Origin of the sequence: Alistipes intestinihominis, assembly GCF_040095975.1 — a bacterium.
Lineage (GTDB): Bacteria > Bacteroidota > Bacteroidia > Bacteroidales > Rikenellaceae > Alistipes > Alistipes senegalensis.
This window is the reverse complement of the sequence record NZ_JBBMFL010000006.1, coordinates 141,993-168,269: the sequence shown is the minus strand read 5'-3', so window position 1 is coordinate 168,269 and position 26,277 is coordinate 141,993. Positions and strand designations below refer to the sequence as shown.

Sequence of the window (26,277 nt, the reverse complement as noted above, 5' to 3'; positions counted from 1 at the left end):
GTCAGAAAGTTACGGAAAGATTCGCCGAATAGGTCGTGGTCATCGGGTATCCGGAATTCATGATTGTTTTGTAACTGTTTTCTCCGCGTTTCTGATCGGGGGTCCAGAGATAGACGTTGTCGCCGACCAGCGAGACGCTCATTGCCTCCATCCGCAGTTTCTTGCACAGTTGTTTCGGAAAGTGGTAAGTCAGTGCGACGTTTTGCAGACGGATGTTGGTCATGCGGTGCAAGAAGCGGTCGGTGTAAGATGTCGTTTTCATGTCGTTCTTATAGACGACGCGGGGGCCGACAGCCAGTTCTCCCGGTTTTTTCCAATGGTCCAATGCTTCGAGCGGTGCGTTGGATTCGATGATGTCGTATCCCGAATTCAGGGTGAAACGATCCAGGGAGGTGTATTGCCAGCCGCCGATTGTATAGTTCAGCATAAACCGTAGCGAGAACTCTTTCCACCGCAGGATATTGGTCATACTGCCGAAAACAGCCGGATTGGGCGTTCGCCCGTCCGAAACGCGATTGTCGTAGTCGTAGACTTTGGTGACATTGCCGCGTTTGTCGTACCACATGGGCTTGCCGTCGGCAGGGTCGATACCGGCCCAGCGGATGAGGCACCATTCGTTTTTGGAGCGTCCCTCTGCCCAAACGCGCTCTCCGAAGCTCTTGGTGATGCCTTCGAAGAGGGTCAGGATCTTGTTCTGGTTGTGGGCGATGTTCAGCTCGGTTTGCCAGGAGAAATCCTTGTGGACGATGTTCGCGGACGTGATAGTGATCTCGTAACCCCGATTGCGCATCTTGCCGACGTTGCGCATGACGGCGTCCTCGGAGATGATCGACGACACGCGGCTTTCGGTCAGCATGTCGGTCGTGACGTTGTTATAAAACTCGAAATCGACCATCACACGTTTGTAAAGTCCGACGCTGAATCCCACATTGGTCATGTAGGTCGTCTCCCAGGTAAGTCCCGGGTTGGCCACTGCGCTCTGTAGGGCACCGATGTTCCCTTGATAGGAGTAGCTTGACGAAAGGCTATAGGTGCCGTGCGCCGATGATGTGTCAACGCGCGAGTTTCCGCTGGTTCCGTACGAAGCCTTGATTTTCAGGGTGTCGAAGATGTCGCTGCGGAAGAACTTTTCGTTGTGGATGCTCCAGCCGACGCCTATTGAAGCATATGTCGCCCAGCGGGAGTACTCGCCGAAGGCGGAGAAGCCCTGACGCCGTGCGTTCACCGTCATATAATAACGGTTGTCGTAGGCATAGGATGCCTGTCCCAGATAGGAGAGCGACCGTGAATAGGTCGTGTTGCTCGATCCGCTGATGTTGGCCTTGGGAACATAGGCGATCTCCTTGATCTGGTCGTTGATGAAATCGTACCCGGAGACGTAGAGGTTGCGGCCTTCCTCATGCTTGAACTCGATACCGGCCACGACTCCGATGCGATGTTTTCCGAATTCGCGGTCGAAATTGATGCGGTTGATGCTTGCCCAGTTCAGGTTGAAGACGCCGCTCCGCCGTGAAATACCGGACGGTTCGTTGGCGTAGTATCCCGACAGGTTGGTGCGGGCATAGTACAACGCTTCGTAGGTCCCGATATAATTGCTTACGAACTGTGTGGTAGCCGAAAGGCCCTTGATGGGTTCCCATTTGAGCGAAGCGTTCACGCTGGCGTTCAGCGCCCGTTGCCGGTTGTCGTTCTGATCCCGTTCGGGCAGGTCGTTGGCATGGAATTTCACCTGCGTCGGTTTGTATTCGTAGAACGAATCCCGGCTGTAATAGTTGTACAACCGATAAGTATGCCCGTCGTTCTCGTACGGCGAGAAGATAGGCAGAGTTTCGTAGTAGTTGCGCGTCGATGGAAACGTGTCGTTGATATTGTAGGTTCCGTTCAGGATCAGCGTCGCTTCGAGTCCTTTGAAGAATGTGTAGGTCGAATTGGAGCGCAGGGAAATGCGCTGTTGCTTGTTGCCCTTCAGAATCATATCTTCGGTGTAGTAACCTGCCGAGATATAGTTTTTCATTCGCTTGGTGCCGCCGCTGGCGCTCAGGTCCACCTGAAAGGTCTGCCCCGTATCGAGATAGAGTTCATGCCATCGGGTATCGGTTGTGGAGTAGCTGTTATATTCGCTGTCCTGATAGGGAAAGGCTGAGATAGGATAACCGGCGTTGACCCACGCTTCCTGGGCATATTCCATGTATTGCGAAGCGTTGAGCATCTTGTAACGGGTGCTCTCGTTGGCGAAAGCGATGCCGTATTTGAAGCTGACGTTGATGTTGGTCTTCTCCATACGGCCTTTCTTGGTGGTGATGAGAATCACGCCGTTGGCACCGTCGGCTCCGTAGAGGGCTGTGGTCGAGGCATCTTTCAGTACCGTGATTGACTCGATGTCGTTGGGGTTCATGAACGAGAGGGGACTGATGGTGTACTCGGTTCCGATGCTCAGTCCGGTGATTCCTCCCGTGTATATGGGGGCTCCGTCTACGACCCACAGCGGCTCATTCGAAGCGCTGAGCGACGCATCGCCGCGAATGCGTACGGTCAGGCGTGCACGCATGCTTTCGTCGCTGTTGTTGAATCCTTTCGATACCTGCATACCCGGCACCATGCCGTCGAGCAGGTTATCCACACGGCTTACGGGCATCAGTTCCAGCTTTTTGGAACTTACCTGATAGGCGCTGCCGACCAGGTCCTCGCGGCGCTGCACGACGCCGTAACCCGTTACGACGACCTCGCCGATCTCCGTGTCGGATTCGAGCTTGATTTTGATTGTTTTCTGAGTGGTGATTCCGATTTCGCGGGTCTTCATACCGACGTAGGAGATCGAGAGGACGACGACCTTGCCCGTATTGGGGATCGTCAGCGTGAATTTTCCGTCCGTGTCGGTGTGAATTCCTTTCGAAGTGCCTTTGATCATAACCGTTGCTCCGATCAAAGGGGTGCCTTGTGCGTCGAAAATCTGTCCGCTGATTTCGCGGGTCGCACTTTGGAGTGCGGATTGTGCCTCTGACGACGCTAACGCGGAGTTACCTGAATAAGGGGTCGAATTTCCCCCCCCCCTTGCCAGGGAAGCGTCGGCGATTGTCAGGGCACACATTAATAACAAGGTGCGCCACGAGTTACGGCGGAACCTTGCATGGGAAGCAGTAAAAGTGCCTTTCATACTATAAAAAATTCGGTTTGCCTATTGGAATCGGGCTTATGTGACTGTAATTCCAATCTGTTTGCCTAACAAAAGTAGGTAAAAAAGTGAGAACTAATACCCTGAGAGAGACAAAAAAACACGTGTTGTAACAATAAATGCAAACATTTTGCGTTTATGATTTCCGTTTATGTGAAAAGGGTACTTTCTGTCTTACGGATCGTAAGTGTTGTGTTGAAATGCAGAATGAAGTATATATAGGGATGAGCCATAGAAAGCCATTTATGATTCGGGGGTGCACTCTTCTTCTGATTCTGATGTTTCTGAATGCAATAAAAAGTTCTGCGTTGGGAGTGAGAATCACTGCAATTGGGACAGAACTATTGGCAAAGAAAGGCTTCGAAATCAAGAATAGAGATAATAATGGTTAAAGAATTTATACGGAGCGCAAGATAATGATGTTTTTCGAATCCATCTCAGTATTCTTTTTAGGTAGATAAGGACTATGAACGTACTGCGTTGCATAGTAACTTGAACTTTGAGGATTTTATTCGTTGTAAGAAAATTTAGCATAATAAGATTTATCTATTTAATTCCGCCAACGGGTTAAAATATTAATTATTCATTTAATTTTTTTTGTAGAAAATTTTGGAATTGAAAAAACTTTTATAACTTTGCTTTACGAAACCGATTGCGTAACTGCGAATCATGAACCCCCGCGGAAATACGAAGAAAATCTCGATCTACGATTTGGCCAGGCGGCTCAATGTCTCCGCTTCGACCGTATCGCGGGCGCTGCATGATCATCCGTCGATCGGAAAAGAGATGAAAGAAGCTGTGCGGGCATTGGCGAAAGAGTTGAATTTCAAGCCGAACCATATTGCAGTTGCGCTCAAAACCGGTAAAATGAGAACCATCGGTATTGTCGTTCCCCAAATTAACCGGACCTATTTCGTCGAAGCCATTGCGGGTGTGGAGCGCGAACTTTATAAGGCCGGTTACGACTTGATTATCGCCAGTACGGGCAACTTGTACGAACGGGAGCGGAAAATCATTACGTCACTCAGTCAGGGAAAGGTGATTGGGGTCATTGCTGCTGTAGCGGCCGAAACGACCGATTACTCTCATTACCAAATGCTGGTCGACAACAACATTCCTTTGGTGATGTTCGACCGTAAAATGCCCATCGACAATACGAGTTGTGTGGTGCAGGACGACTTCGACGGTGCTTATCGTGCGACGGAACACCTTATTGAGCAGGGGTGTCGCCGCATCTACCATTTCCGTGGGCCGCAGAATGTATCGGTATGGAGCGACCGTGACGCCGGATTCCGCAGAGCGATGGAGAAACACGGTCTGGAAATAGGCTCGCAGGCGATTCATACGGCAATAACGACCGAAGACGAAGGTCGTAAATACGCAAGAAAACTGATGATGCACAAAGAGTTGCCCGATGGCATCCTTTTTTCGGGAGACTTTGCGGCAAAGGCCGCCATGGAAGAGTTCATTGCGGCTGGAGTGCGTATCCCGCAGGATATCGCAGTTGTAGGATTCGTCAACGAACCCTGGGACACACTGCTCAACCCACCGCTCAGTTCCATCGAGCAGTTCAGTGGCAAGATCGGCGAAACAGCTGCCCAGATGATGCTGGAAGCGATCGACGGTATGCCGCACCGGAATATCGTCTACAAACCGCAACTGATCGTGCGGGAATCATCCATGAAAAGAAAGTATGCGCCGGTAACAACTCCGGTTTAGCGAACCACCGATAACTGACCCTTTTTTATTTCACAATTTACGCAACCGATTGCGTAAATAAAAAACAGAAACCGAATCTATGAAACTTCATCCTTGTTTATGGCTTTTGTCCACCGTCTTCGCATTGACCGGTCCAACCTGCGTATCTGCGGTGGAAAAGCATCCGTCCCGTTTTCTCCCGCCGTCGCGGGACCCTGTCATCGGCACATCCGAACGACCCGATCCCGCAATGGAACCGGTCCGGGTCGATACACGTCCCGCCGAAAAGTACAGACTCGCCAATCTCGACTATGGCATGACGATCGGTATCGAGCAAACTCCCGGCGGTCGCATCTGGTGCTGCTGGGTTGCCGGCGGAGATGATGCTGACGCTTATTTTCTGCTGGCCTGGAGCGACGATGGGGGCGAGACGTGGAGCGATACGAAGGCCGTTGTCGATCCGCACGACGCAACGCTTCCCGAAAAGCGACGGACAATCGTGGGCAATCTGTGGTGTGATCCCGACGGACAGCTGTGGCTCTTCTACGACGTGGCTATGACCTATTACGACGGTAGGGGCGGCACATGGGCCACGGTCTGCCGAAATCCCGACGGACGGAAACCCCGGTGGAGCGAACCGCAATACGTCGGCATCGGTTTCACGCTGAACAAACCGACTGTGCTTTCGAACGGCGAATGGATATTGCCACAATCGCTTTGGGAACGCGGCGTGATAGATATTCTGCTGGATAACGGTCGTAAACAGAACGTTTATCACGATGCCTGGCATGAATACGATTCGCTGCGCCGGGCCAATGTCTTCATCTCTTCGGACAAGGGGCGTTCCTGGCAGTTGCATGCAGGCGTCGCCGTTCCCGGACAGCGGCACGACGAGAATATGGTTATCGAACGCCGAGACGGTTCCCTGGCCATGACCGTCCGCTCAAAGGCCGGATGGATTTACCGTTCGCTCTCCTACGACAACGGGCGTACTTGGAGTGCGCCCGAGGAGTGGCAGCCCCATGTCAACTCGCGTCATTTCATCCGCCGCCTCGCCGACGGGCGCCTGCTGCTCGTACGCCATGGCATGACCGACGAGCAGACTCCCAAACGTTCGCATCTCCGGGCTTTTATCTCCGAAGATGACGGTCTCACCTGGCAGGGCGGATTGTTGCTCGACGAACGTCAGGGCATCTCTTATCCCGACGGGTTTGAGTCTTCCGACGGCTATGTCTACATCTCCTATGACCGCAACCGCTCCAAAGACGGTGAAATCCTGCTGGCACGCTTTACACCCGACGACGTGCTGCATGGAGAGATCATCTCCCCGCGCGGTGTCCTCCGCAAAATCATCAGTACGCCCGGACGAATCAAAACCCACCGCAGTAAAAACCGCTAAACAACCTAAAACCATACCCAAATGAAAAAAATCGCTGAATGGTTCATCAACCTCTATGCCGTCTGGATTGTCCTGAGTTTCGTCATCGGTTATTTCTTCCCCGAAGTATTCCTTTGGTTCACGCACGGGAATCTGATGACCTGGGCTCTGGCTTTGGTTATGCTCGGGATGGGGCTTACGCTCAAAGTCGAAGACTTCCGCGCCCTGTTCCGCATGCCGCGTACCGTAGTGCTGGCTGCCATTTCACAGTATACGGTCATGCCCCTTTCAGGATGGCTGATTGCGCATCTGCTGGGACTCCCCACGGAGTTTGCCGTAGGCCTTATCCTTGTAGCCTGCTGCCCGGGCGGAACGGCCTCGAACATGATTGCCTACATCGGCCGAGCCAACGTCGCGCTGTCGGTCATCAGTACGGCCGTCTCCACACTGCTGGGAATCGTCATGACCCCCGTGCTGTGTAAACTGCTCGCCGGACAGTTCGTTCCCGTCGACGCCTGGGGTATGTTCATGAACGTCGTGCAGGTTGTACTGATTCCCGTTGCACTCGGGGTCTTTATCAACTACCGGTTTCCGCGTTTCGTTGCGGGACTCGGCCAGACCGGGCCGGTCGTTTCGACGATCGCCATCGTGTTCATTTCAGGAGGCATTATCGCCCCGGCAGTCATCGGCGGCCGGGAGACGATGCTCGAATATGCCGGACTACTGATTCTCGCTTCGAGTTTGCTGCACACACTCGGATTCACGCTGGGATATGCGCTGGGGTGCATCTTCCGCTACGACCAGGGGATAGCCAAGGCCATCGCCTGCGAAACGGGCATGCAGAACGGCGGTCTGGCAGCCGTTCTGGCCAAGAGCAGTTTCCCGCAGCTCATGCCGCTGGTAGCCGTACCTTCGGTGTTCTGCTCGATCATGCAGACCGTCATCGGCGGCTTGTTGGCGACCATCTGGCGTTTTACGACGCGCGAGAACCCGCAAAACACTCCGGAACATGGCAAATAGGACAAATATCTACTATTGGAAATGCGACCGTCCGCAGGCTTTCTACGCTATCGACAGGAATGGCCGGGGCAATAGCGCCGACATCGAAAAGCGGGTCGGCGAGATGCTGACCGGTTATTTTGGGGAGCTGCCGGCGCTGCGGCCGGCCGGAGGGCAGGGCAACCACCTGACTTTCCTGGCCGATCATGCCGGTAAGACCTATTTCATCCGGGTCGAGAACGGTCCCGACGGCGACGATTACATGGAGGTCGAAGCGTCGGTGATCGAGCGGGTCCGCGCAGCGGGCGTTCCCACGCCGCATATCTATGCGGTCGACTCCTCGCGCCGTAAGGTTCCGTTCGCCTATCAGATCATGGAGAAACTCGAAAGCAGCGACCTGAACCGCATCTACCGGCAGGGGAGACTCGCAACTCCGGAAATCATGCGCACCCTCGGGGGCTATGTGGCGCACTGGCAGACGATCGCTCCAGCAGGTTTCGGGCCGTTCGACGCCGAAGAACTCCGCCGCAGCGGCACTCTCCGCGGGCTGCACACCACCTATCGGGATTATTACACGCTCAACCTTAAAAAGCACCTCGATTTTCTGGTTACACACGACTTTCTGACACGCGGTCAGTCGCAGGAAATCGTGGAACTCATCGGTAGCCGCCTGGGACTGCTCGACATCGGGCAGGGATGCTTGGTTCACAAAGACCTGGCACTCTGGAATGTCATGGGCACATGCGACAAAATCCAGTCGGTCATCGACTGGGACGACGCCGTTGCAGGCGATCCCACCGACGACCTTTCGCTGATGGCCTGTTTTCACTCCGGAAGCGAAATACAAGCGCTTATCGAAGGTTATCGCAGCGTGCGGCCCTTGCCGGAGAATTTCGAGCCCCGCTTCTGGCTTCACTTGCTGCGTAACATGCTCTTCAAAGCCGTCATCCGTGTCGGAGCGGGTTATTTTCAGAAGAACAGCGATTTCTTCCTGTCGGACGACGGGGACAAACTCGAAATACAGACCCGCATGCGTATCGACGCCGCATGCGAAGGGCTGAAAGGCAACTTTAAAATGGATCAATTATGAATACGAGAACTTTGGGCACGGGAACCTGGATTTCGGTCGGTGCCCCCGTCATCACCGAAGCAGTTGCCGGCATGGGATTCGATTGGCTGCTGCTCGATCTCGAACACGGCAGCATGACCGAGGCCGACCTGCTGCCGAACCTCCACGCTGCCGCCGCATCGGGTGTGAAAGTCATCGTCCGTATCGGCGAATTTCGCCCGTCGCTCATCGGCCGGGTCCTCGATTTCGGAGCCGCAGGCATCATGGTTCCCCATGTGTCGGACGCCGCGACAGCCGCACAGATCGTAAGCGCCATGCGCTATCCGCCTCACGGGGAACGCGGTTTCTCGACCTCGACCCGCTCATTCGGCTACGGAGCCCGGGCCCCGAAGGAAATGAGTGGCTGGGAAGCACCTCTGTTGCTGGCGCAGATCGAAGATTACGAAGGGGTCCTCGAAGCCGAACGGATCGCCGCAGTCGACGGGGTAGACATGCTCTTCGTCGGACCGCGCGACCTGGGGCTCGATCTTTCCGTGCGTCCCGCAGAGCGGACGTTCGATTTCGACGAGGCGTTGCAGCGTGTCGCAAAAGCTGCACACGCCTGCGGCAAACAGGCCGGCATCCTTGTCCGCGACACGGCCGATATCCCCAAACTCCGCGGATATGGATTCACCGCCCTGGCCGCCGGTTCCGATCTGGGCATCCTGCGTTCCGGCTATAAACAACTGATGCAGACTTTCGAATAACACACACCGACCTTAAAACTCAACCTATGTCATTGTCATTCATATTCCGAGGTGCATTTCTGTCAGCCGCCGCCCTGTCCGTCTCCTGCAGCGGAGCCCCCGAACGCCGTACACCGACCGGCGGCCCTTATCCGCAGTCGATCACGCAATCGATTGCCATAAAACCGGAATCCGATGAAACCCGCCGATGGGCTGCTGCCGACGCCCGTTTCGGCAAGATGTTCGACTATTTGAAAACCCACAGTCTGGATACGCTCGCCGAAGGGCGTCACGAAATCGACGGTGAGGAGATTTTCCTGCTAATCGTCACGGGAGAGATGCACCCTGCAAGCAACGGAGTCCTCGAAGTCCACGACCGTTATTTCGACGTACAGATTCCGCTCCTGCAGCCGGAACGTTTCGGTTTGGCATCCCGCGCACAATGCCGCGCCCCGCGCGGGACGATGGATACGGCCGCCGACATTCTCTTCTTCGATGACTCGCCCCGCCGTTTCGTCGATGCCGGGCCGGGCGAACTGATCGTCTTCACGCCCGAGACCGCCCATGCACCCATGATCGGGTCGGGGACGCAGCGCAAGGCGGTCTTCAAGATCAAATGCAACTAACCACCTCAAACACCAACCTTATGAAAAACCTGTTCAAATTCTGTTTTGCGCTCTTCGTGCTGTCGGTGCTTCCGGCAATGCTTCCGGCGCAAACACTTCGCGCCGTCAAAGGCACGGTGTTCGACAGCGACGGAACGACACCCATGGCGGGCGTCAGCGTGCTCGTTCGCGGAACCAACCGCGGAACAACGACCGATAAGACCGGTAAATACTCCGTGCAGGCATCCGAAGCCGACATCCTCGTTTTTTCATTCTTGGGCTACACCGAAAAGTCGGCCATCGTCGGCAACCGCACGTCCATTGACATCGTACTCCAGGAGGACAGCAAGACGATCAACGAGGTCGTCGTGACGGCGCTCGGTATCAAACGCGAGGAAAAGTCGCTCGGATATGCCGTCTCGAAAATGAGCGCCGACGAGCTGAACAATGCCGCTTCGAGTAACTGGCTCAACGGTATTGCCGGTAAAGTCGCCGGACTCAACATGAACCAGGCCGGGGCCGGTCCCGGCGGTTCGATGCGCGTGACGCTGCGCGGCGAATCGTCGATCAATCCTGCCGCCAGCGAAGCGCTCTTCGTTATCGACGGCGTACCCATGCTCAGCGACATGGACAGCTCGGGCGGATCGTCATCGGCCTACGACGCCGGATCGGCCGACATGCCCATCGACTACGGCAACGGCGCCAGCGACCTCAACCCCGATGACATCGAGTCGATCACCGTACTGAAAGGCGCCGCCGCAACGGCGCTCTACGGTTCACGCGCCGCCAATGGTGCCATTGTCGTCACGACCAAATCGGGCAGCAAGGAACGCGGCGTGCGCGTCATCTATTCGACGACCGTAACGTTCGAAAATGCCGGTTACTGGCCCGATTTCCAGGATCAGTACGGTTCGGGCGGTATCGGGAACGACCGTTATTACTCGTTCTATAACCTCGCGGCCGAGGGACTTACGAAGACTCAGAACCATCGTTCATGGGGACCGAAATTCGAAGGGCAGCTCTATTACCAATACGGGGCCAAGAACGAGGACGGGACTTACACCGCCACGCCCTGGGTCGCCCGCGACTGGTACAAAGGTTTCTTCGAAACGGGCGTAACCTACAATAATTTCGTGGCGATCGACGGCAGCAACGGCAAGGGGACCTCGGCCCGACTTTCGTTCACCGACAACCGGAACGACTGGATCACGCCCAACACGGGCTACAACCGTCAGACCCTCTCCGCATCGTTCCGTTCGGAGGTGACCGACTGGCTGACGCTCGACATGAAGGTCAACTACAACCGCAAGCAGAGCGACAACCTGCCGCAGTCGGGATACGGCGTATCGACCATTCCCTATACGTTGATGTGGTCGCAGCAGAGTGTGCCCATCGACTGGTACAGGGACTACCGCATCGACGAGTATACCCAGAACAATCCCTTCACCACGAGTGCCGACAACCCCTACATGCAGGCCTACGAACAGCTTAACACGATGCTCCGCAACCGGGTCTACGGCAACGTGAGCCTTAACATCCGGTTGACCGAACACCTGAGCCTGATGCTGCGCTCGGGATTGGACATGAACAACGAGTTCCGCACACAGCAGCAGCCCTTCGGTTCGCGCAAGGCAGCCAACGGAAAATATAAAGAGCAGCGGCTTTACCGCGCCGAGTTCAACCACGATTTTCTCGTCAGATACGACAACCGCTGGGGCGATTTCGGGTTCAATGCCTCGGTCGGCGGCAACGTCATGCGCTACAACCAGAATAACAGCACGATGTGGTCCACGGCGCTGAAGACCCCCGGGGTCTACAAATTCGCCAACTCGGTGGACCGCCCGCTCTACACCAATACGATCCGCGACAAATCGATCCGCAGCCTCTACGCCATGGCGCAGTTCAGCTACAAGGACTACGTTTATCTCGACGTCACGGGGCGCAACGACTGGTCATCGACGCTTGCCAAGGGCAACAACTCCTATTTCTATCCCTCGGTCAGCGCCAGCGTACTGCTTTCATCGATCTTCGGATTCAGCGAGAGGGCGCTTGCCGTCGATCTGCTGAAAGTGCGCCTTTCATGGGCCAACGTCGGCAACGACACCGATCCCTACAAGATCAACAACTACTATACGAACAGCGAGTTCGGCGGCGGCCTGATCTATCCTACGGGCATTGTCAATGCCGATCTCAAACCCGAGATGGTAGAGAGCTGGGAGACCGGTTTGGAGGCTCGTTTCTTCAAAGGGCGTCTCGGCGTGGATTTCACCTATTATTACTCTACGAGCCGCAACCAGATTCTCAATGCTCCGGTCGATCCCGTCACGGGTTCGCGGAATACGCTCATCAATGCCGGCAAACTCGTGAACAAGGGTATCGAGGTCTCTCTCAGCGGCTCACCGGTTCGCACGAAGAAATTCCGCTGGGACATCGACGTAGTTTACTCCCGCAACTGCAACGAGGTGCTCGAACTGACCGAAGGGGTCGACCAGTGGGTCATCAGCAAGATCGCTACGGCGCAGGTCATCGCCCGGCCGGGCGGGACGCTGGGGGCCCTTTACGGCACGGGATTCGAACGCATTCCTGAAGGTGCGACTTGCGTCATGCCCGACGGTTCGGTGAAGGACATCTCGGGCGAAATACTCTATGAGAACGGTTACCCTGTGCAGAACAAAACCGAACTGCGGTATCTGGGCGACACGCAGCCCGACTGGAAGGGCGGTATCACCATGAAGTTCTCCTACCGGGGCCTGAAACTGAGCGTTGCGGTCGACGGTCAGTTCGGAGGACATGCCTGGTCGCTCTCCAACTCGATGTTCTCCTATCTGGGCAAACTGAACAACTCGCTCGAAGGACGTTACGACGGTCTGGTCGGCAAAGGTTATGTTTATGACTCCGCCACGGGAACCTATTCGCCCAACATGGAGGTCACCGAGGAGATCGGAACCTACTATGACCGGGTCTACAACCGCGATAACGTCGAGTCCAACATCTTCTCCACTTCGTTCATCAAACTGCGTGAGGTACGTCTGGAATACTCGCTGCCGAAAAAATGGATGGAGAAAACGCGCTTCCTGCGCGGCGTCAGTGTCGCGGTCTTCGGTCGCAATCTGGCCATGTGGACGCGCTGGCCGCAATACGACCCCGAGATTGCGGCACTGAACGGATCGACCATCACCACGGGCTTCGAATCCGGACAGTTCCCCATGACCCGTTCTTACGGGTTCAACGTAAAACTTCAATTCTAAAATCCCGCAGTTATGAAAAACATACGCACACTCTGCCTGACGACGCTCCTCGCCGCTGCGACGATTGTATCGTGTCAGAAATTGGAGGAGATGAACAACAACCCCAACCAGATCACCCTTGGGGAAACTGCGCCCTCATCGCTGCTGCAGAACCTGCTCTATGACGGCAACTGGACACTGCAATACCGCTCGTGGCGCATCAACGGCGACCTGATGCAGTATGCCATGCAGTCCGACGGTCTGGAGAAGATCTCGTGTTTCGTCCTCAAAGCCAGCGATTCGGAAATGCTGTGGCGCAACCTCAGCGGCTCATGTATGAACGCCGTACACATGGCCCAGCTGGCCGTGGCCCAGGATGACCCCAACAGCCAGGCCATTGCAATTACCCTGAAAGCCTTTTACGTCTCGGCGATGACCGATATCTTCGGTGATATGCCTTATTCCGAGGCGTTCCGGATTGTCGGCGACAATATCACCCATCCCAAATACGATGAGCAGAAGGATATTTACGCCTCGCTGTGCGACGAACTGAAAACGGCCGACGGGCTGTACGACACGTCGGTAACCTATGACGGCGCGAGCTACGACCTGCTCTACAACGGCGACCTGAAAAAGTGGCGGAAATTCACCAATGCCCTGCGGCTGCGGCTGTTGCTGCGTCAGAGCCGTCAAATCGACGTTTCGGCCGCAATGCAGGAGGTGGTCTCAGGCGGATCGCTTTTCGAGAACAATGCCGACGGAGCTATCCTGCGGTTCACGGGCATCGTGCCGTTCTTCAACGGATTCGGACCCTCGGGCTCGCTGACGGCGCCTGCCGCCTCGCAGAACAAACGCATGTGTTCGCGCCTGATCGACCTGCTGGACGACAGCGGCGACCCGCGCCTCTCCAAATACGCGGACCCCGTCACGGTCAGTGGCCAGCAAATCTATGCGGGCATGCTTTCGGGACAGGAAGACGATTATATCAATGCAAACAAGAGCACCACGTCGAACTATGCCCGGACACTTTCGAGCGATACGCAGCCTTCGACCTTCATGTCGTACGCCGAACAGCAGTTCATCCTGGCCGAAGCCGCTGCGCGCGGATATATTGCCGGCGACGCCGAAACGTATTACAAGCAGGCCGTCCGGGCTTCCGTGACCGAATGGTGCGGCGATGCGGCTGCCTCGGCAGCCGATCTGACACTCGCACATCCCCGGGTACAGTACGACGGTACGATCGAGCGGATCATCGAGCAGAAATGGGTCAGCCTCTTCATGGTGGGCTTCGAGGCATGGTGCGACTACCGCCGCACGGGCTATCCGACGCTCGAGATCGGCCCGGCCTGCGAGAACAAGAATGCGAACGGCGTAGCCACGCTTCCTACCCGTCTGTGCTATCCGACCATCAGCCAGACCGCTAACGAGGTGCAATATCGTGCAGCCGTCGAACGCATGGGCGGTAAGGACGACATGCTGACCAAGGTATGGTGGGCCTCGGGAACCAATTACTAACCTTTAATTCGAAGACTATGAAACGATTCAGAATACTTGCATTGCTGCTTCCGATACTTTGGACGGCAGGCTGCGAGAATGATGAGAATGGGGGAGTGCCCTATTTCGAAAGCGACTACTCCGTCGAGAACCCGATCCGGTTCGAACCGCAAGGGGAAAGCGCGGAAAAAGTCCAGGAAGTGCGTGTCGTCGTAAGGTCGAACGTCAGCTGGACCATCACGAGCGATGCCGAAGAGTGGTGTACGGTGTATCCGGCCACCGGAAAGGATGAAGGCCGTTTTTATGTGACCGCCCAGGTTCAGGATCAGCCTTATCCGCGTAGCTGTAGCTTGACCGCACGCGATGGCGGAGGCAATGTCGTTGCGACCATCCCCGTCAACCAGGGCGCTCCCGCGAAACGCCTCGAAATCGGGGAGCCGGAGATCACGGTCAGCGCCGACGGCGACGACATATTCATCGCTGTTGACACGAATGTCGACTGGGGTGCCGAACTGGTCGATGCCGCCGACGCGGCGTGGGTAACGCTCGGCAAGCCCGACCTGGAAGCCGACCAACTGTCCGTTTCGGTCACACCGTACAGCGGTGACCGACAGGCACGTATCCGGATCTATGCGCTCGATGAACCTTCGTTGGAGCAAACGGTCACCCTGATACAGACCAGCGTTTTGGCGCTTCCCGATTTCACGACCCTCGACGTCGTGCCGCATAACACGCTGGTTACGCTCCGGAATGTCAGTTTCGCAGTCCCCCTGGGCACGCTCTACAACCTGACCCTCGCGGGATTCGAATGCGACCTCACGATCCGCGACGACAAAGGCAATACCTTTACGGTGCGCACTCGCGATAGCGATGGTTTCAAACACGCGCAGAACATCCTTTTCGGGGATTACAATCTGACGGGCATCGTCGATCGTTCGGGTTCCACTCCCGCACTGAGGCTGCGTTCGGAGGCGGACATGGTGAAGATCGATGCCGAGTCCTACCGTTCGATCGCAGAGTGGTACGGGGATAAGAGTGCGGTTTCGGATACGGACTGGAGCGTGGCAAAGGGTTCGGGAACGGCTACGTTCGGTGTAAAGATCAACAGCGCCGGTGCCGATGTCAAGTCCTCGTTCGCCCGCAGGGATTGTACGAAGGCGTATGCTGCCGACAACACCTATTGGGGGCCGAGTCTCAAGTCATGGGACGGTTCGGGACAATACTACAAGTTCACGGTTTCGACCGTCGGTATATCGGAAGACATCTACCTGTCGCTTTGGACTTTGTCGTTCAGCTCGTCGGTTGCCGAACTGAAAGTCGAATGGGCCGAGAGCCCCGATGCGGCGACGTGGACCGACTGCGGTGTAGTGCTCACGCAGAACAATGCGGCAAACGGCACCAGCAACGAATACTTTCTGGGGACGTACAGCGTGCGTGCACCCGGCGCTCAGAACCGTGAGACGGTCTGCTTCCGGGTTTCGAAAGCCTCGGACAAACGGGCCGACGGCAAGACATCGGTCATCAGCACCACGGGCCCGAATTACATGTGTTATTTCGGCGTCTTTGCGCTGAACGAATAACCGTCCGGACATTGTCGGGTTTTCCGTCCGCCCGAACGCCCCGGCTGCCGGGCGGACGGAAGGCTCTGCAATCCGGGACCAAAAACAACTCATTATGACCCGACTGAAAACCATATTCCTGCCCGTTCTTCTGTTTGCAATGGCCTGTACGGGGGATTCGACCGGTAAGCCTTCGCAGAACGGCCCCGACGGCCCCGGTTCCGGAGGGACGACACTGCCCGAAGGGACGGTGTCGATCACCGATTTCCGTGCCGCGGTGGCCGGCGGAGATTGGCACAAGGCCTTTACGGAGGCTTTCCGGGTTGCCGATCGGATTCTCGTTCCCGATGGAGAATATCCGCTCTCACCCCTTATGGTGCCTTCGGGCAAGACGATCGAAGGAGCCGGCGCGGGTACGGTTTTCACGCCGCTCGGCTCGATCCTGTTCCGGGTGGAAGGCTCGGCCGGCGACGAAATCCCGGTCGTGAGCCACATTCCCGATTTCTCCTCGGCGATCGAAGTGGCTTCGGTCCGGGAATTCGTTCCGGGCGATCTGGTCATTCTGAAATCACAGCGTAACTGTATGTTCCGCGAAGATGCGGGCGATTGGACCCTGGGGCAGACGACCAAAAACAGCCGGACCTGTTTTTTCGGCGAACTGCTCACGGTCCGTTCGGCGGCAGGCAATACCGTAACGACCGAAGAAGCAACTCTTTTTCCCTTCTATCGCAGCGATGCATCTCAGGAAACGGTGAAAGCGGGCTTTGAGACGCGCGCCGGCTCGACCCTGCAACGGATTGATGCCGTGCGGGATACGCACCTGAAAAATTTCACGATCCGTGTGTCGAGAGCTTGTTCCGAGATCGTGCGGATTAAATGGGCCGAGAACTGCACCGTCGAGCAAGTCACATTCCGCGTTTCAGCCGTTCCGGACGATTCGTTTATGGTGCTCAAGATCTATTTGGCGCGTAACTGCAAGGCCGTCGGCTGCCGGTCGGAATACTCCTCGGCGCTGATTGCCGATCTCCAGAAACGCATGACGAAGAATTACGACTGCTATTCGACCTACAATAACTTCCGCATCATCAGTTCCCAGGAGTGTGTGCTGGAGAACTGTACCGACAATTTCGCCTCCCATGCCTTCAACATCACCTACTCCTCCGGCGGCATTCCGAGCATCCGCTGCAAAATACGGAACTGCCGGGCTGTCAATTCGGTCTGGGCGGGCGTGATCGCGCAGCAGTGCACGCCGTGGAGCGAACTTGCAGGCAACACGGTCGAACGGTCGGGGCAGGGGGTGCTGGCCGGGTGCCGTGGCTCGAAGATCATGAACAATACGGTCAGCACTCATCTGCCCTTTTCAACCGACTATTATTATACGCGGATTGCCCGGGGCGGCACGGTCGGCGTAGCCGTTTTCGAAGGTTATGCCCGCAACTGCGAAATCCGGGGCAACTGCGTGGAGAATTTCTACACCGGAATCGCCGTATTGGATGGTTATGAGGAACTGAATGTCTTCGACCGGGTCGATGCCGTCATCGCCGACAACACGGTCAGGAACTGCATCCACGGTTTTTACCATTATCGCAATTCATACAATACCGCCCGCGGTGCAATGCATGTGACGCTTTCGGGCAATGTGTTGAACGGCGCGGGAGACAGCGTATCGGCCGGGGGCAAACAATGGGAAACTTACGGTATTCGCCTTTCGGACTGCTGCGGGGAGTACGCTATCCGCTCCAATGCGACCGATGGGTTCCTCTACGGCGCTGCTTTGGGTCGTATGCCCGATTACATGACACTCGATGCCAACCGTTTTTCCAACGGCCGTTACGGGATTTTTCTCGACGATCTGTCGGGCACGGGCGAAACCGGGGATATTCACTTGCACGACAGCGACAACACTTTTTCTTCGATCCTGATTCCGCGTCAGGGGCTGGATCAGGCGTGCGTAAAAAACTATTGATTATGAAACGCTTTATCATCTCGGTACTCCTGCTTGCCGCGGCCGAAACCCTGTGTGCCCAGCGGGTCGTGCTTTCCGACTACGCCGCAAACAAATCGGGCGACGATTGGGCGGGAGCCTTCGCCGCCGCTTTCGCCGAAGGCGATTTCGTCTACGTGCCCGAAGGGGAGTATTATTGCTCCGAAGTCCGCGTTCCGGGCGGCAAGACCATTGCCGGGGCCGGAAACGCGACCCGTTTCCGGCCTTTGGGCAAAGTGCTGTTCTGCGTGGAGGGCGTCGTTGAGGAAGAGCGCCTTTTGGCCGAAGACATGGCCGATTTCTCTCGGACCATGCGGCTCGTATCGGCCGACGGACTGCTCCCGGGCGACGACCTGCTGCTGATCGGACAGCGCAACAGCATGATGCGTGAAGACTGCGGTCCGGAATGGACGCTCGGACGTACCTACAAGAAAACCTGTCCGTTCGGGGAGTTCCTCACGGTCGAAACCGTTGAAGGCTGTATCGTCACGACCACGACCGCAACGCTTTTTCCGTTCTATTACAAAGATGCTTCGCGCGAGACAATCCCCGAAGAATATCCCATCAAGCGTCGGCATACGACCGTACAGCGGCTCCGGATGGTGAAGGATAGCCACCTGCGTAATTTCACGGTCGTTAATACGGCGGATTGCACAGGGGCCATATCGTTCCGGTATGCCGAGCAATGCTCTGCACGGAATATCCGTGTCGAAATTCCTGTCGTGGCCGACAATTACTGCCCCTTTTCGATCAACTGGTCGAAATACGTCAGCTGCCTGGGATGTTCCACAATGTTCGATGAGGAACTGGCGGCTTTGTTGAAACCGATTGCTGCCGAAGGGTTCAAAGCCTATTCGCGTTACAACCTTTTCTGCATTTTCGCCTCATTCGGCTGCGGGTTCGAGCAATGCGAATCGGATTTTTCGACGCACGCTTTCAACATTACTGCCGGGCGGGTCGGCCATATCCCCTGTGTAGGATGTTATGTGCGAAATTGCCGTGCTTCGAACGCCGTGTGGGCCGGAGTCATCGTGCAGCAGGCTTGCTGCAACTCCCTGCTCGAAGGCAACAAAGTTTCCGGTTCGGCCCAGGGAGTCGTCTCGGGAGGACGCAACACCGTCATCCGTAACAACGAGGTGTATTGCGACCTGCCGTTCGAAACCAATTATTATTATGCCCACGCCAAACGGGGCGGGACATCGGGCGTGGGACTGTTCGAAGGATATGCCGGCGGATCTGTCATCGAGAACAACGTGATTACGGGAGCACGCACGGGCATTCTGATCATTGACGGCTACGAGCAGAACAATATTTTCACCGAAGGTGATATCGTCATCCGCGGCAATCGCACCCATGAATGTCTCAACGGGTTCTTCCTTTACAAAAACAAATACAACCAGGACCTGAACCGGCTGAATATCCTGCTGGAAGAGAATAGTTTCATACGCGATAGCGGCACCACCGCGAGAATCGGCGGCCATGATTCGAGTTCCTACGGCATACGTCTCTTTCCGCGCACCTGTGGTGTGACACTGCGAGGCAATGCCGTTTCTGGCTGTAAATACGGGATGTTCGTTTCGTCTCCGGCCGAGGAGATCGTTGTTGAAGGTAATGTCGTTCAGAATACGACTTACGGAATTTCACGTAAACGCAACGAGCATCCACAAATTGAGCTCCAGACTAAAAACAATACGTTTATCTACGTTAAAACTCAGGAAAAAGAGTGGTGATGGCAATAAGTAGGTTGAAAGTGTATAATCTGTTCTCTTTCTGTTTTTCGAGTCGGTTTAGAGTGCTTGCTCGACAAGCCGGATGTTTGCGGTTCAAATCCGCTTGTTCCCACCAAAAACAAGCCACTCATTGCGAGTGACTTGTTTCGTTGGTATCAGTACGACAATTCGTTGAGTTTCCGTTTGGCTCGGGAGAGCCTGTCGGGCCAGCCCGCTTCCGGGGTTATGGTGGCGAATCCGGAGAGCAGCGTTTCGAGCTGTTCGAGCCGTGACGCGGCCTCCGGTGTTCCGGTTGCTGCGAACTCCTTTTTCAGGATCGAGATCTTTTCGGCATCCTGGATTCCTTCGACCAGTCGTTCGAACCGGATGGAAGAGCGTGCCCCGGGATAAATGATATACGTATCGCCGGCGGGGAAGGTTCTAAAACGCGAGTCGGTCAGCGGTTCCCCGACCCACGAATTGTAGGCCCAGCGCAGGAATCCGTCGTAACCGCAGGCGGCCGTATACCATCCGGCATAGACCGCTTCAGCGGGGTCGGAGAAGGTGAACATGTTGGGAAAACGATCCGAACAGCAGACGTAGTAGGTCGTTACGAAGCCTTGGGCGCGTCGCTCGGCGATATGCTGCGGCGGAACCCGGTCGCGAACTTTGACGCACATGCTGTTTATGAAGGGATAGCTCAGGTAGCTGTTCTTGTTATCGGCCATGGCGATTCCCAATTCGGGAGCCGTCTTCCGCAGGAGGTCGAGCGCATCGGTCATCTCTTCCGGCGAACGTTCGTCCATGGCGATATTCGTCCGCCCGAGCCACCCCTTTTCACGGAGGTGCCCGGTGAAGTCGGTGAGGAACGGTACCCATAGCTCTTCGAAGGCCGGAGTGCCCGGATCGGCTGTCACGTCGACGAAACGGCCCGTGACACCGTCCCGGTAGTGGAGCTCGTTGTTCCACGGCAGCATCGAGTAGCAGTTGATGGTGTGGTCGATGCCCAGACCCGTCATCAGTTCGACCCACCGGTCGAAGACCGTATAGTCATAGCTCCACGACCCGTCTGCATTCTTTGTCCAGACAATCATGTCGGCGTAGGAGTCGAAGCACTGGTTGTTCCACGGGTCCTTGTTCAGCGTCGTCGTGACGACCTTTTGTCCTGCATCGGCCAGGAGCCGCATATACGGGACAAGGGCCTCGAAATGGGCGTCGCTCCACATGTCGAGCCCCTCGACGCGGGCGACGGCCGCAGGGTGCTGCCAGAGGTCGAGGTAGTAGTTCCACTCGGCAGGGGGCGGGAGTTCCCGGTCGATGACCGTGAGTCCGATGTCGAACGTTCTGAGTTGTCGGCCTTTTGCATACAGTTTGATTGTCGAAACGTATTCTCCGGCGGGGGCGTCGGCCGGGACGGAGACCGTTATCCACACCGGACGGACGTTCCGGGCCTTCAGGTCGAAAACATCGATGTCGTCGAGCATGTCCGGAACCAGGTGCGGCGGGTAGATCGCCGGATCGTGATAGCCGCATTTGTTGCCGAACTCGTCGCTCAGGACATAGCGGACGAATCGGGCCTGGGCGGCATCTTCAGGAAGCATGTGCCCGTCCGACCTGAACGGTCCCACCTCGACCTCTACGCCGTCCGCACCGGAGGCGGTCCAGAGCAGCAGTTGGGCGGACACCCGTTCGCCGCGCCATCCTTCCAACCGGGCGGATGTCGAGGGTGCTACGTCCGGAACGACCGAACGTCTGAAAACGGCGTCCGTGCTCACGAACGAGGCGTGGAGCCCTCGGGGAACGCCCGACCAGTCGGAGAGCGTGTCGGCCGTGGGGTCGGGCAGTTCGTCGAACGATGAGATTTTCCGGGCGGTCCCGCTGTCGCACGAGACGAGCAGCAGGGAGAGCCCTGCGGACAATAACAATGAAGAAAGGTACGGTTTCATATCTTACTGGTTTTGGGTCAGTTCATGGCCGGCTCCAACTCTATGTCGAGGCTGCCGCCCTCCGTGACGTCGATCTCCCGGCGTTCGTGGCCTTCCAGTTCGAAGACGGCCCGGTCGTTGGTCCGGATACGGAGGGTGTATCTTCCGTGTCTGTCGGTCACGACGGCACATGCGGGAGCCGATGCGGCGTAAACCCTGACGTCCGGCATGACCGCTGCCTGCACGTTGCGCACCGTTCCCGAAATCTCGACCTCCGCTCCCGGCTCCCGGACGGCGCCGGCTTTCGCCCCGATCGCCTTTGGACCCGGGATGTCTGCGCATCCGGCCACGGTTACCGTGTCTCGGAGCCGGATGTCCCGGGAGGAGGCTCCGACCTGCAACTCGAAATCGCCCGGTTCGACGATGCGCCGCATGGCCGCGTCGTACAGGGAGAGCAGCGGAACGGGGATCGAAAAACGAACCGACCGCTCTTCGCCCGGGTTCAACTCCACCTTATCGAACGCATGGAGTTGTCTGACGGGTGTCGCAACGGAACTTATCAGGTCCCGGACATACAGTTGCACGACTTCGCTGCCCGTCCGGCTGCCCGTGTTTTTCACGCGGACGTTTACCCTCAGGGTATCGGTCGCAGTGAACTCCCCGGAAGCTGTCTCCATCCCGGAGTATTCGAACTGCGTGTAGCTCAATCCGTATCCGAACGGATAGAGCGGTTCGGGGTCCGAGAAGACGTAATCGCGCCCCGGATTGTCGGGGGTGCCCTTCTTATTGTAGTAGCCCTTGTCCGTGGGCAGGTGGTTGTAGTAGCACGGCAGGTGCCCGGCGCTCTGCGGAAACGAGACGGGAAGCCTGCCCGAAGGGTTCGTCTTCCCGAAAAGTATTCCTGCGACGGAGGCTCCGCCCTCCTCGCCGGCATACCACTGCACGAGCACGGCATCCGCCAATTCCCGGATGCGGGCCAGTTCGAACGGTTTGCCTGTCACGAGCACGACTATCATCGGTTTGCCCGTCCGGGCGAGTTCTTCGACGAGTTCCTCCTGCACGCCCGGCAGACGCAGGCTGGTGAGGTCGTAACCCTCCCCGCTGGTCGCCGGTTCGGATGCCCGTGCGAGTATGGCGCTCTGCGATCCGACGAATACCACGACGGCGTCGCTCCGGCGGGCGGCTTTCAGGGCTTCGCCGAATCCGCTTTTGTCCTGCGAATAGGGATCGCATCCCTCCGCGTAGTTCACCCGCACGCCGGACCCGTCCAGGTATTCCCGGATTCCGCACAGCGGGGTAATGCCCTTGTCCTTCTCCGCACTCCAGCTGTAATCGCCGAACTGTACGCGGTCGGCGTTCGGGCCGATAACGGCCACCGACCGCAGTTTGCCGGGCGACAGCGGCAGCACGCCGTTGCGGTTTTCGAGCAGTACGGCACTTTCGTCGGCAATCTGACGGGCAAGGCGCACGGCTTCGGGGGCGTGTATCTTTCGCCGCCAGCCGAGCGTGTCCGCCGGTTCCCCGTCGAAAAGGCCGGAAGCAAATTTAACGAATAAAATGTTACCGACAGCCCGGTCGATGTATTTTTCGTCGAGAAATCCTTCCCGGACCATTTGTTCCGCGTGCCGGTATTCTTCGCTTCCGGCTTCGAGGTCGATGCCTGCTTCGATGGCCATGCGGGCTGCGGCGCCTCCGGGAGCGGCCGCGCGGTGGAAATGCGAGAGCATCCTGACCGAACCCCAATCGGAGTAGACGTACCCCCTGAATCCGAGGCTGTCGCGCAGCAGTCCGGTCATCAGGGATTTCGAACCCGTGACCGCCTCGTCGTCGTAGGAACTGTAACAATTCATGGCGGACAGCGGCTTCGTTGCGGCGATCAGTTCCCGGAAAGGTTTCACGTAAAGGCTCATCAGCTCCCGTTTGCCGCCTTTCACCGAGGCCAGGTTGAGCCCTGCCGTGGGGGTGCCGTGTGCGACGAAGTGTTTGGGTGTCGTGATCATGCCTTTGGCGTGCATGGCTTTCATGTAGGCGGCGCCCATGCATGAGATCAGATGCGGGTCTTCGCCGAAGGTCTCTTCGACACGTCCCCAGCGCAGTTCCCGGGCGATGTCGAGCACGGGTGCGAGCACCTGTTTCGCACCGATGGCCTCCATTTCGTCGGCAATATGGCCGGCCATCCCGCCGACAAGCCGCGGGTTAAAGGTCGCGCCTTGCGCAATGGCCTGCGGAAAGATGGTGCTGCCATCCTGCACAACGCCGTGAAGCCCTTCCATGACGGGAATGACGGGAATGCCGAGGCGGGTGTCGCTGCACATGTATGCCTGTATCTGCCGCATGGCTTTCAGGTATTGTCCGGAGGAGTAGGGGAATGCCTCGACGCATCCCCAGCCGACTCCGCCGGTGGAGGATGCCAGTTTTTCGAGGTCGACCTCTCCTTCGTTGTCGTAGTGTTTGAAATGGATATGGCGCATCTGCGCGATCTTTTCACGCAGGGTCATCCGTCCCAGCAGGTCTTCGGCACGTTCCTGGGGCGTGAGGCTCCGGTCCTTGTAGGGCGGACACACCGCGAGCAACACCGAATCGACCTCGGCGAGCAGCTCTCCGCGCGGTTCGGTCGGATACTCCTTCCCGGAATCGGCCCACGCCTTTTCCATGCCGAAATAGTCCGGTTCGGGGACCTCTCGGCCCTCCATATCGGCGCTCAGATAATCGAAGAAAGCCTTCCAGCGCGGCAGATAGTAATCAGCGAGCAAGCCGCTCCACTCCTTGTTGGCGTAGTCATGCACGCGGGTATTCGGATCGGCAGGTCCCCAGTAGGTGATCTGCGTCTTGGCGTTTTTCAACGACTGACGGCGTTCCTGTTCGTTGTCGCCGTAATGCAGGGCCTTGTCGAGCCATCGTCCCAGCAGAAAATCCGGTTGCGTGCCCATGAGGCGGTCCTGAAGTCCGAGCAGCGCGAGGAAATCGGCCGAAAGCAGGTCTAAACCTTCGCGGTCGCCGCGACGATATGCCTTGACGGTCCTTCGGTAGATGTCCCGGGCGTGGTTGGCGAGTACCTGGCGCGCCAAGTCGGCCAGGTCGTAACGGTATGTCGGCGAGTCGCCGTACTGTTCCGCCGCCTTGCGGAAAAGAACCAGCGCATCGACGAGCTTTGCCGGATCGTACTGGAACCGTTTGGGGCCCCACGTCGAAACGCTGGTGACGTCCAGTCCGGGACGGGCGCAGAAGATGGATTCGAAGGTCCCTTCCCCCTTGATCGCAAACTCGCCGTAGACGGACCCCAGCAACAGCCGCCAGGCTTCGTAGACATGGTCGTTCCATGTGCCGTAGCGGTAAACGATGTATCGGCGCAGGTAGTCGCCGGGATCGGGCGCTCCGGACTCCCAGGCCGTTTTCAGGGCCCAGTCGTAGACCACCGGATTGGCAGCGATGCCTTCGGGCAGGATGCCCACGCCGCAGAGAAGGTTTTCGGATTCGGAACGGGCCTCGTGAGGTCCCGCGAGAATCACCGGAAGCTGGCCGCCCATATCGGTCTTGCCGCCGAAATGGTTTACGGTGGCCCAGATCCACGGGGTACCGTAAAACTCCCCGGTGCTTCGCCACGTCGAACCGCTCTCCCCGAAGAGGTCGATGACCACGGTGAAGGCCGGATCGAGCCCTGCGAGCAGTTCTTTCTTCGGGTTGCCGCTCCATCCCTGAAGCATCCATTTCGATCCGGGGAAATGCCGCTGCATGGAGGCCTGGATCAACGACGCCGTGCGGGTCACGTGCATTCCGGTCGTATCGCCTCCCTCGTGGAAGAGGTCGCCTCCGAGGTATTTCACCGAATCACCGTAGAGTTCCCGCAGGACGGAGTAGTAGCGGTCGGACATCCGGTCGAAGAGCGGGTCTTCGGGAAGCAGGATCGCCGGGCGGGGGAAAACACGTCCCCACAATCCCTGATCGACGATCCGGGCGTCGGGATATTTCTCCCGGAGCTTGTTGGGAACCATCCCCCAGAAGCCCTGCAATACAGGTTCGATACCCAGTTCAGCCATCCGTGCCAGAATACGCTGCTGCATCCGGGCCCGGCCTTCCATCATGCCGCGGCTCATCGGGCCGCCCCACCCTTCGAGATTGCCCATGAGCCACCATGCCGTGAAAGCCGGCCCCGGGATGAAGTCGCCGATCTCCTCTTCGGTAAACCCGACATCTTCCAGCGTCCGGGCCCATACGAGTTCGGTCCCCAAGGGGGCGAGCATGAGATTGACGCCGTTCAGGGCCATCCAGTCGAGTTCGCGCTCCCAGTCGTTCCAGTCGTAAAACGAGTAGGTATAGTTGTACGTGCAATAATTCAGGGCATAGCGGTAACGGAACGGAGAACGGACTGTCACCGACGGAGCGACCTCGGGCAACGACAGCAGATCGTGCAGGTTGTCGCCGTTGTGCGACAGGCTCATCCCGCAAAAGCGGTTCAGGTAGTAATTGACGGCCGTCGCCGCCGCCGAAGGCGAAGTGGCCTCGATCGTCAGCCGTCCCCGGCGTGTGGCGAGGGTGAACGCGTCGCTGTTTTCTGCAGCGTCGGAAGCCGGCCGGAAATCGACCTTGCCGGCCAGGAAGGGGATACGGCGCTCCACGAGCCGGGCGACGCCGCTGAAATCGGTCCATTCCGGACTGGCTCCGGCCAGGGCCGGAAGCGACAGGAACAGGGTGAGGAGAACCGCCCGGCAAAGCGATGTCAGACGTAAGCTCAT

14 protein-coding genes are annotated in these 26,277 nt (G+C 57.3%); 11 read left to right on the top strand and 3 right to left on the bottom strand.

Translation table 11 applies throughout. From position 1 onward, the window contains the following. Position 1 precedes the first annotated feature (1 nt). Positions 2-3,088, bottom strand: a complete 3,087-nt coding sequence (locus WMO46_RS07210) for a SusC/RagA family TonB-linked outer membrane protein (RefSeq protein ID WP_349094081.1) — start codon at positions 3,086-3,088, stop codon at positions 2-4. A 753-nt stretch (positions 3,089-3,841) separates the two neighbouring features. Here WMO46_RS07210 and WMO46_RS07205 point away from each other — a divergent pair. From WMO46_RS07205 to WMO46_RS07155, 11 genes are all read left to right on the top strand, one after another. After that, on the top strand, positions 3,842-4,891 hold the full coding sequence (locus tag WMO46_RS07205) for a LacI family DNA-binding transcriptional regulator (protein WP_281511771.1): 1,050 nt from the start codon (positions 3,842-3,844) through the stop codon (positions 4,889-4,891). Between the two features lie 229 nt (positions 4,892-5,120). Continuing rightward, the gene (locus WMO46_RS07200; RefSeq protein ID WP_281511772.1) at positions 5,121-6,269 is read left to right on the top strand and encodes a sialidase family protein; all 1,149 of its coding nucleotides are present in this window, start codon (positions 5,121-5,123) and stop codon (positions 6,267-6,269) included. 21 nt (positions 6,270-6,290) lie between these two features. Then, positions 6,291-7,268, top strand: a complete 978-nt coding sequence (locus tag WMO46_RS07195; RefSeq protein ID WP_349094080.1) for a bile acid:sodium symporter family protein — start codon at positions 6,291-6,293, stop codon at positions 7,266-7,268. Then, entirely contained in the window at positions 7,258-8,337 is a 1,080-nt protein-coding gene (locus WMO46_RS07190) for a phosphotransferase family protein (RefSeq protein WP_281511774.1), read from the top strand. Before WMO46_RS07195 ends, WMO46_RS07190 begins: the two co-directional genes overlap by 11 nt. Next, complete coding sequence (locus WMO46_RS07185) at positions 8,334-9,062, top strand: HpcH/HpaI aldolase family protein (protein ID WP_349094079.1); 729 nt, start codon at positions 8,334-8,336, stop codon at positions 9,060-9,062. The genes WMO46_RS07190 and WMO46_RS07185 overlap by 4 nt, the downstream gene beginning before the upstream one ends. Before the next feature lie 26 nt (positions 9,063-9,088). Continuing rightward, positions 9,089-9,667, top strand: coding sequence for a YhcH/YjgK/YiaL family protein (locus WMO46_RS07180; protein WP_281511776.1), 579 nt, complete (start codon positions 9,089-9,091; stop codon positions 9,665-9,667). A 20-nt stretch (positions 9,668-9,687) separates the two neighbouring features. After that, positions 9,688-12,894, top strand: a complete 3,207-nt coding sequence (locus WMO46_RS07175) for a SusC/RagA family TonB-linked outer membrane protein (RefSeq protein WP_349094078.1) — start codon at positions 9,688-9,690, stop codon at positions 12,892-12,894. Positions 12,895-12,906: 12 nt separating this feature from the next. Continuing rightward, positions 12,907-14,388: a SusD/RagB family nutrient-binding outer membrane lipoprotein gene (locus WMO46_RS07170; protein WP_281511778.1), complete on the top strand. Its 1,482-nt coding sequence runs from the start codon at positions 12,907-12,909 to the stop codon at positions 14,386-14,388. Positions 14,389-14,405: 17 nt separating this feature from the next. Beyond that, the gene (locus WMO46_RS07165) at positions 14,406-15,947 is read left to right on the top strand and encodes a BACON domain-containing protein (protein WP_281511779.1); all 1,542 of its coding nucleotides are present in this window, start codon (positions 14,406-14,408) and stop codon (positions 15,945-15,947) included. Between the two features lie 94 nt (positions 15,948-16,041). Beyond that, entirely contained in the window at positions 16,042-17,892 is a 1,851-nt protein-coding gene (locus tag WMO46_RS07160) for a right-handed parallel beta-helix repeat-containing protein (protein WP_281511780.1), read from the top strand. Between the two features lie 2 nt (positions 17,893-17,894). Further along, positions 17,895-19,640, top strand: coding sequence for a right-handed parallel beta-helix repeat-containing protein (locus tag WMO46_RS07155; RefSeq protein WP_281511781.1), 1,746 nt, complete (start codon positions 17,895-17,897; stop codon positions 19,638-19,640). Between the two features lie 155 nt (positions 19,641-19,795). Here WMO46_RS07155 and WMO46_RS07150 read toward each other — a convergent pair whose 3' ends face one another. Together WMO46_RS07150 and WMO46_RS07145 are read right to left on the bottom strand one after the other, a co-directional pair. Continuing rightward, positions 19,796-21,565 (bottom strand): DUF4091 domain-containing protein, encoded by a 1,770-nt coding sequence (locus tag WMO46_RS07150; RefSeq protein WP_349094077.1) that lies wholly within the window; start codon positions 21,563-21,565, stop codon positions 19,796-19,798. A 17-nt stretch (positions 21,566-21,582) separates the two neighbouring features. Then, entirely contained in the window at positions 21,583-26,277 is a 4,695-nt protein-coding gene (locus tag WMO46_RS07145; RefSeq protein ID WP_349094076.1) for an alpha-N-acetylglucosaminidase TIM-barrel domain-containing protein, read from the bottom strand.

Coding starts and splice junctions, on each gene's coding strand:
- WMO46_RS07210 (WP_349094081.1), bottom strand. CDS start 3,088: ATGTGTGCCCTGACAATCGCCGACGCTTCCCTGGCAAGGGGGGGGGGA.
- WMO46_RS07205 (WP_281511771.1), top strand. CDS start 3,842: ATGAACCCCCGCGGAAATACGAAGAAAATCTCGATCTACGATTTGGCC.
- WMO46_RS07200 (WP_281511772.1), top strand. CDS start 5,121: ATGGAACCGGTCCGGGTCGATACACGTCCCGCCGAAAAGTACAGACTC.
- WMO46_RS07195 (WP_349094080.1), top strand. CDS start 6,291: ATGAAAAAAATCGCTGAATGGTTCATCAACCTCTATGCCGTCTGGATT.
- WMO46_RS07190 (WP_281511774.1), top strand. CDS start 7,258: ATGGCAAATAGGACAAATATCTACTATTGGAAATGCGACCGTCCGCAG.
- WMO46_RS07185 (WP_349094079.1), top strand. CDS start 8,334: ATGAATACGAGAACTTTGGGCACGGGAACCTGGATTTCGGTCGGTGCC.
- WMO46_RS07180 (WP_281511776.1), top strand. CDS start 9,089: ATGTCATTGTCATTCATATTCCGAGGTGCATTTCTGTCAGCCGCCGCC.
- WMO46_RS07175 (WP_349094078.1), top strand. CDS start 9,688: ATGAAAAACCTGTTCAAATTCTGTTTTGCGCTCTTCGTGCTGTCGGTG.
- WMO46_RS07170 (WP_281511778.1), top strand. CDS start 12,907: ATGAAAAACATACGCACACTCTGCCTGACGACGCTCCTCGCCGCTGCG.
- WMO46_RS07165 (WP_281511779.1), top strand. CDS start 14,406: ATGAAACGATTCAGAATACTTGCATTGCTGCTTCCGATACTTTGGACG.
- WMO46_RS07160 (WP_281511780.1), top strand. CDS start 16,042: ATGACCCGACTGAAAACCATATTCCTGCCCGTTCTTCTGTTTGCAATG.
- WMO46_RS07155 (WP_281511781.1), top strand. CDS start 17,895: ATGAAACGCTTTATCATCTCGGTACTCCTGCTTGCCGCGGCCGAAACC.
- WMO46_RS07150 (WP_349094077.1), bottom strand. CDS start 21,565: ATGAAACCGTACCTTTCTTCATTGTTATTGTCCGCAGGGCTCTCCCTG.
- WMO46_RS07145 (WP_349094076.1), bottom strand. CDS start 26,277: ATGAGCTTACGTCTGACATCGCTTTGCCGGGCGGTTCTCCTCACCCTG.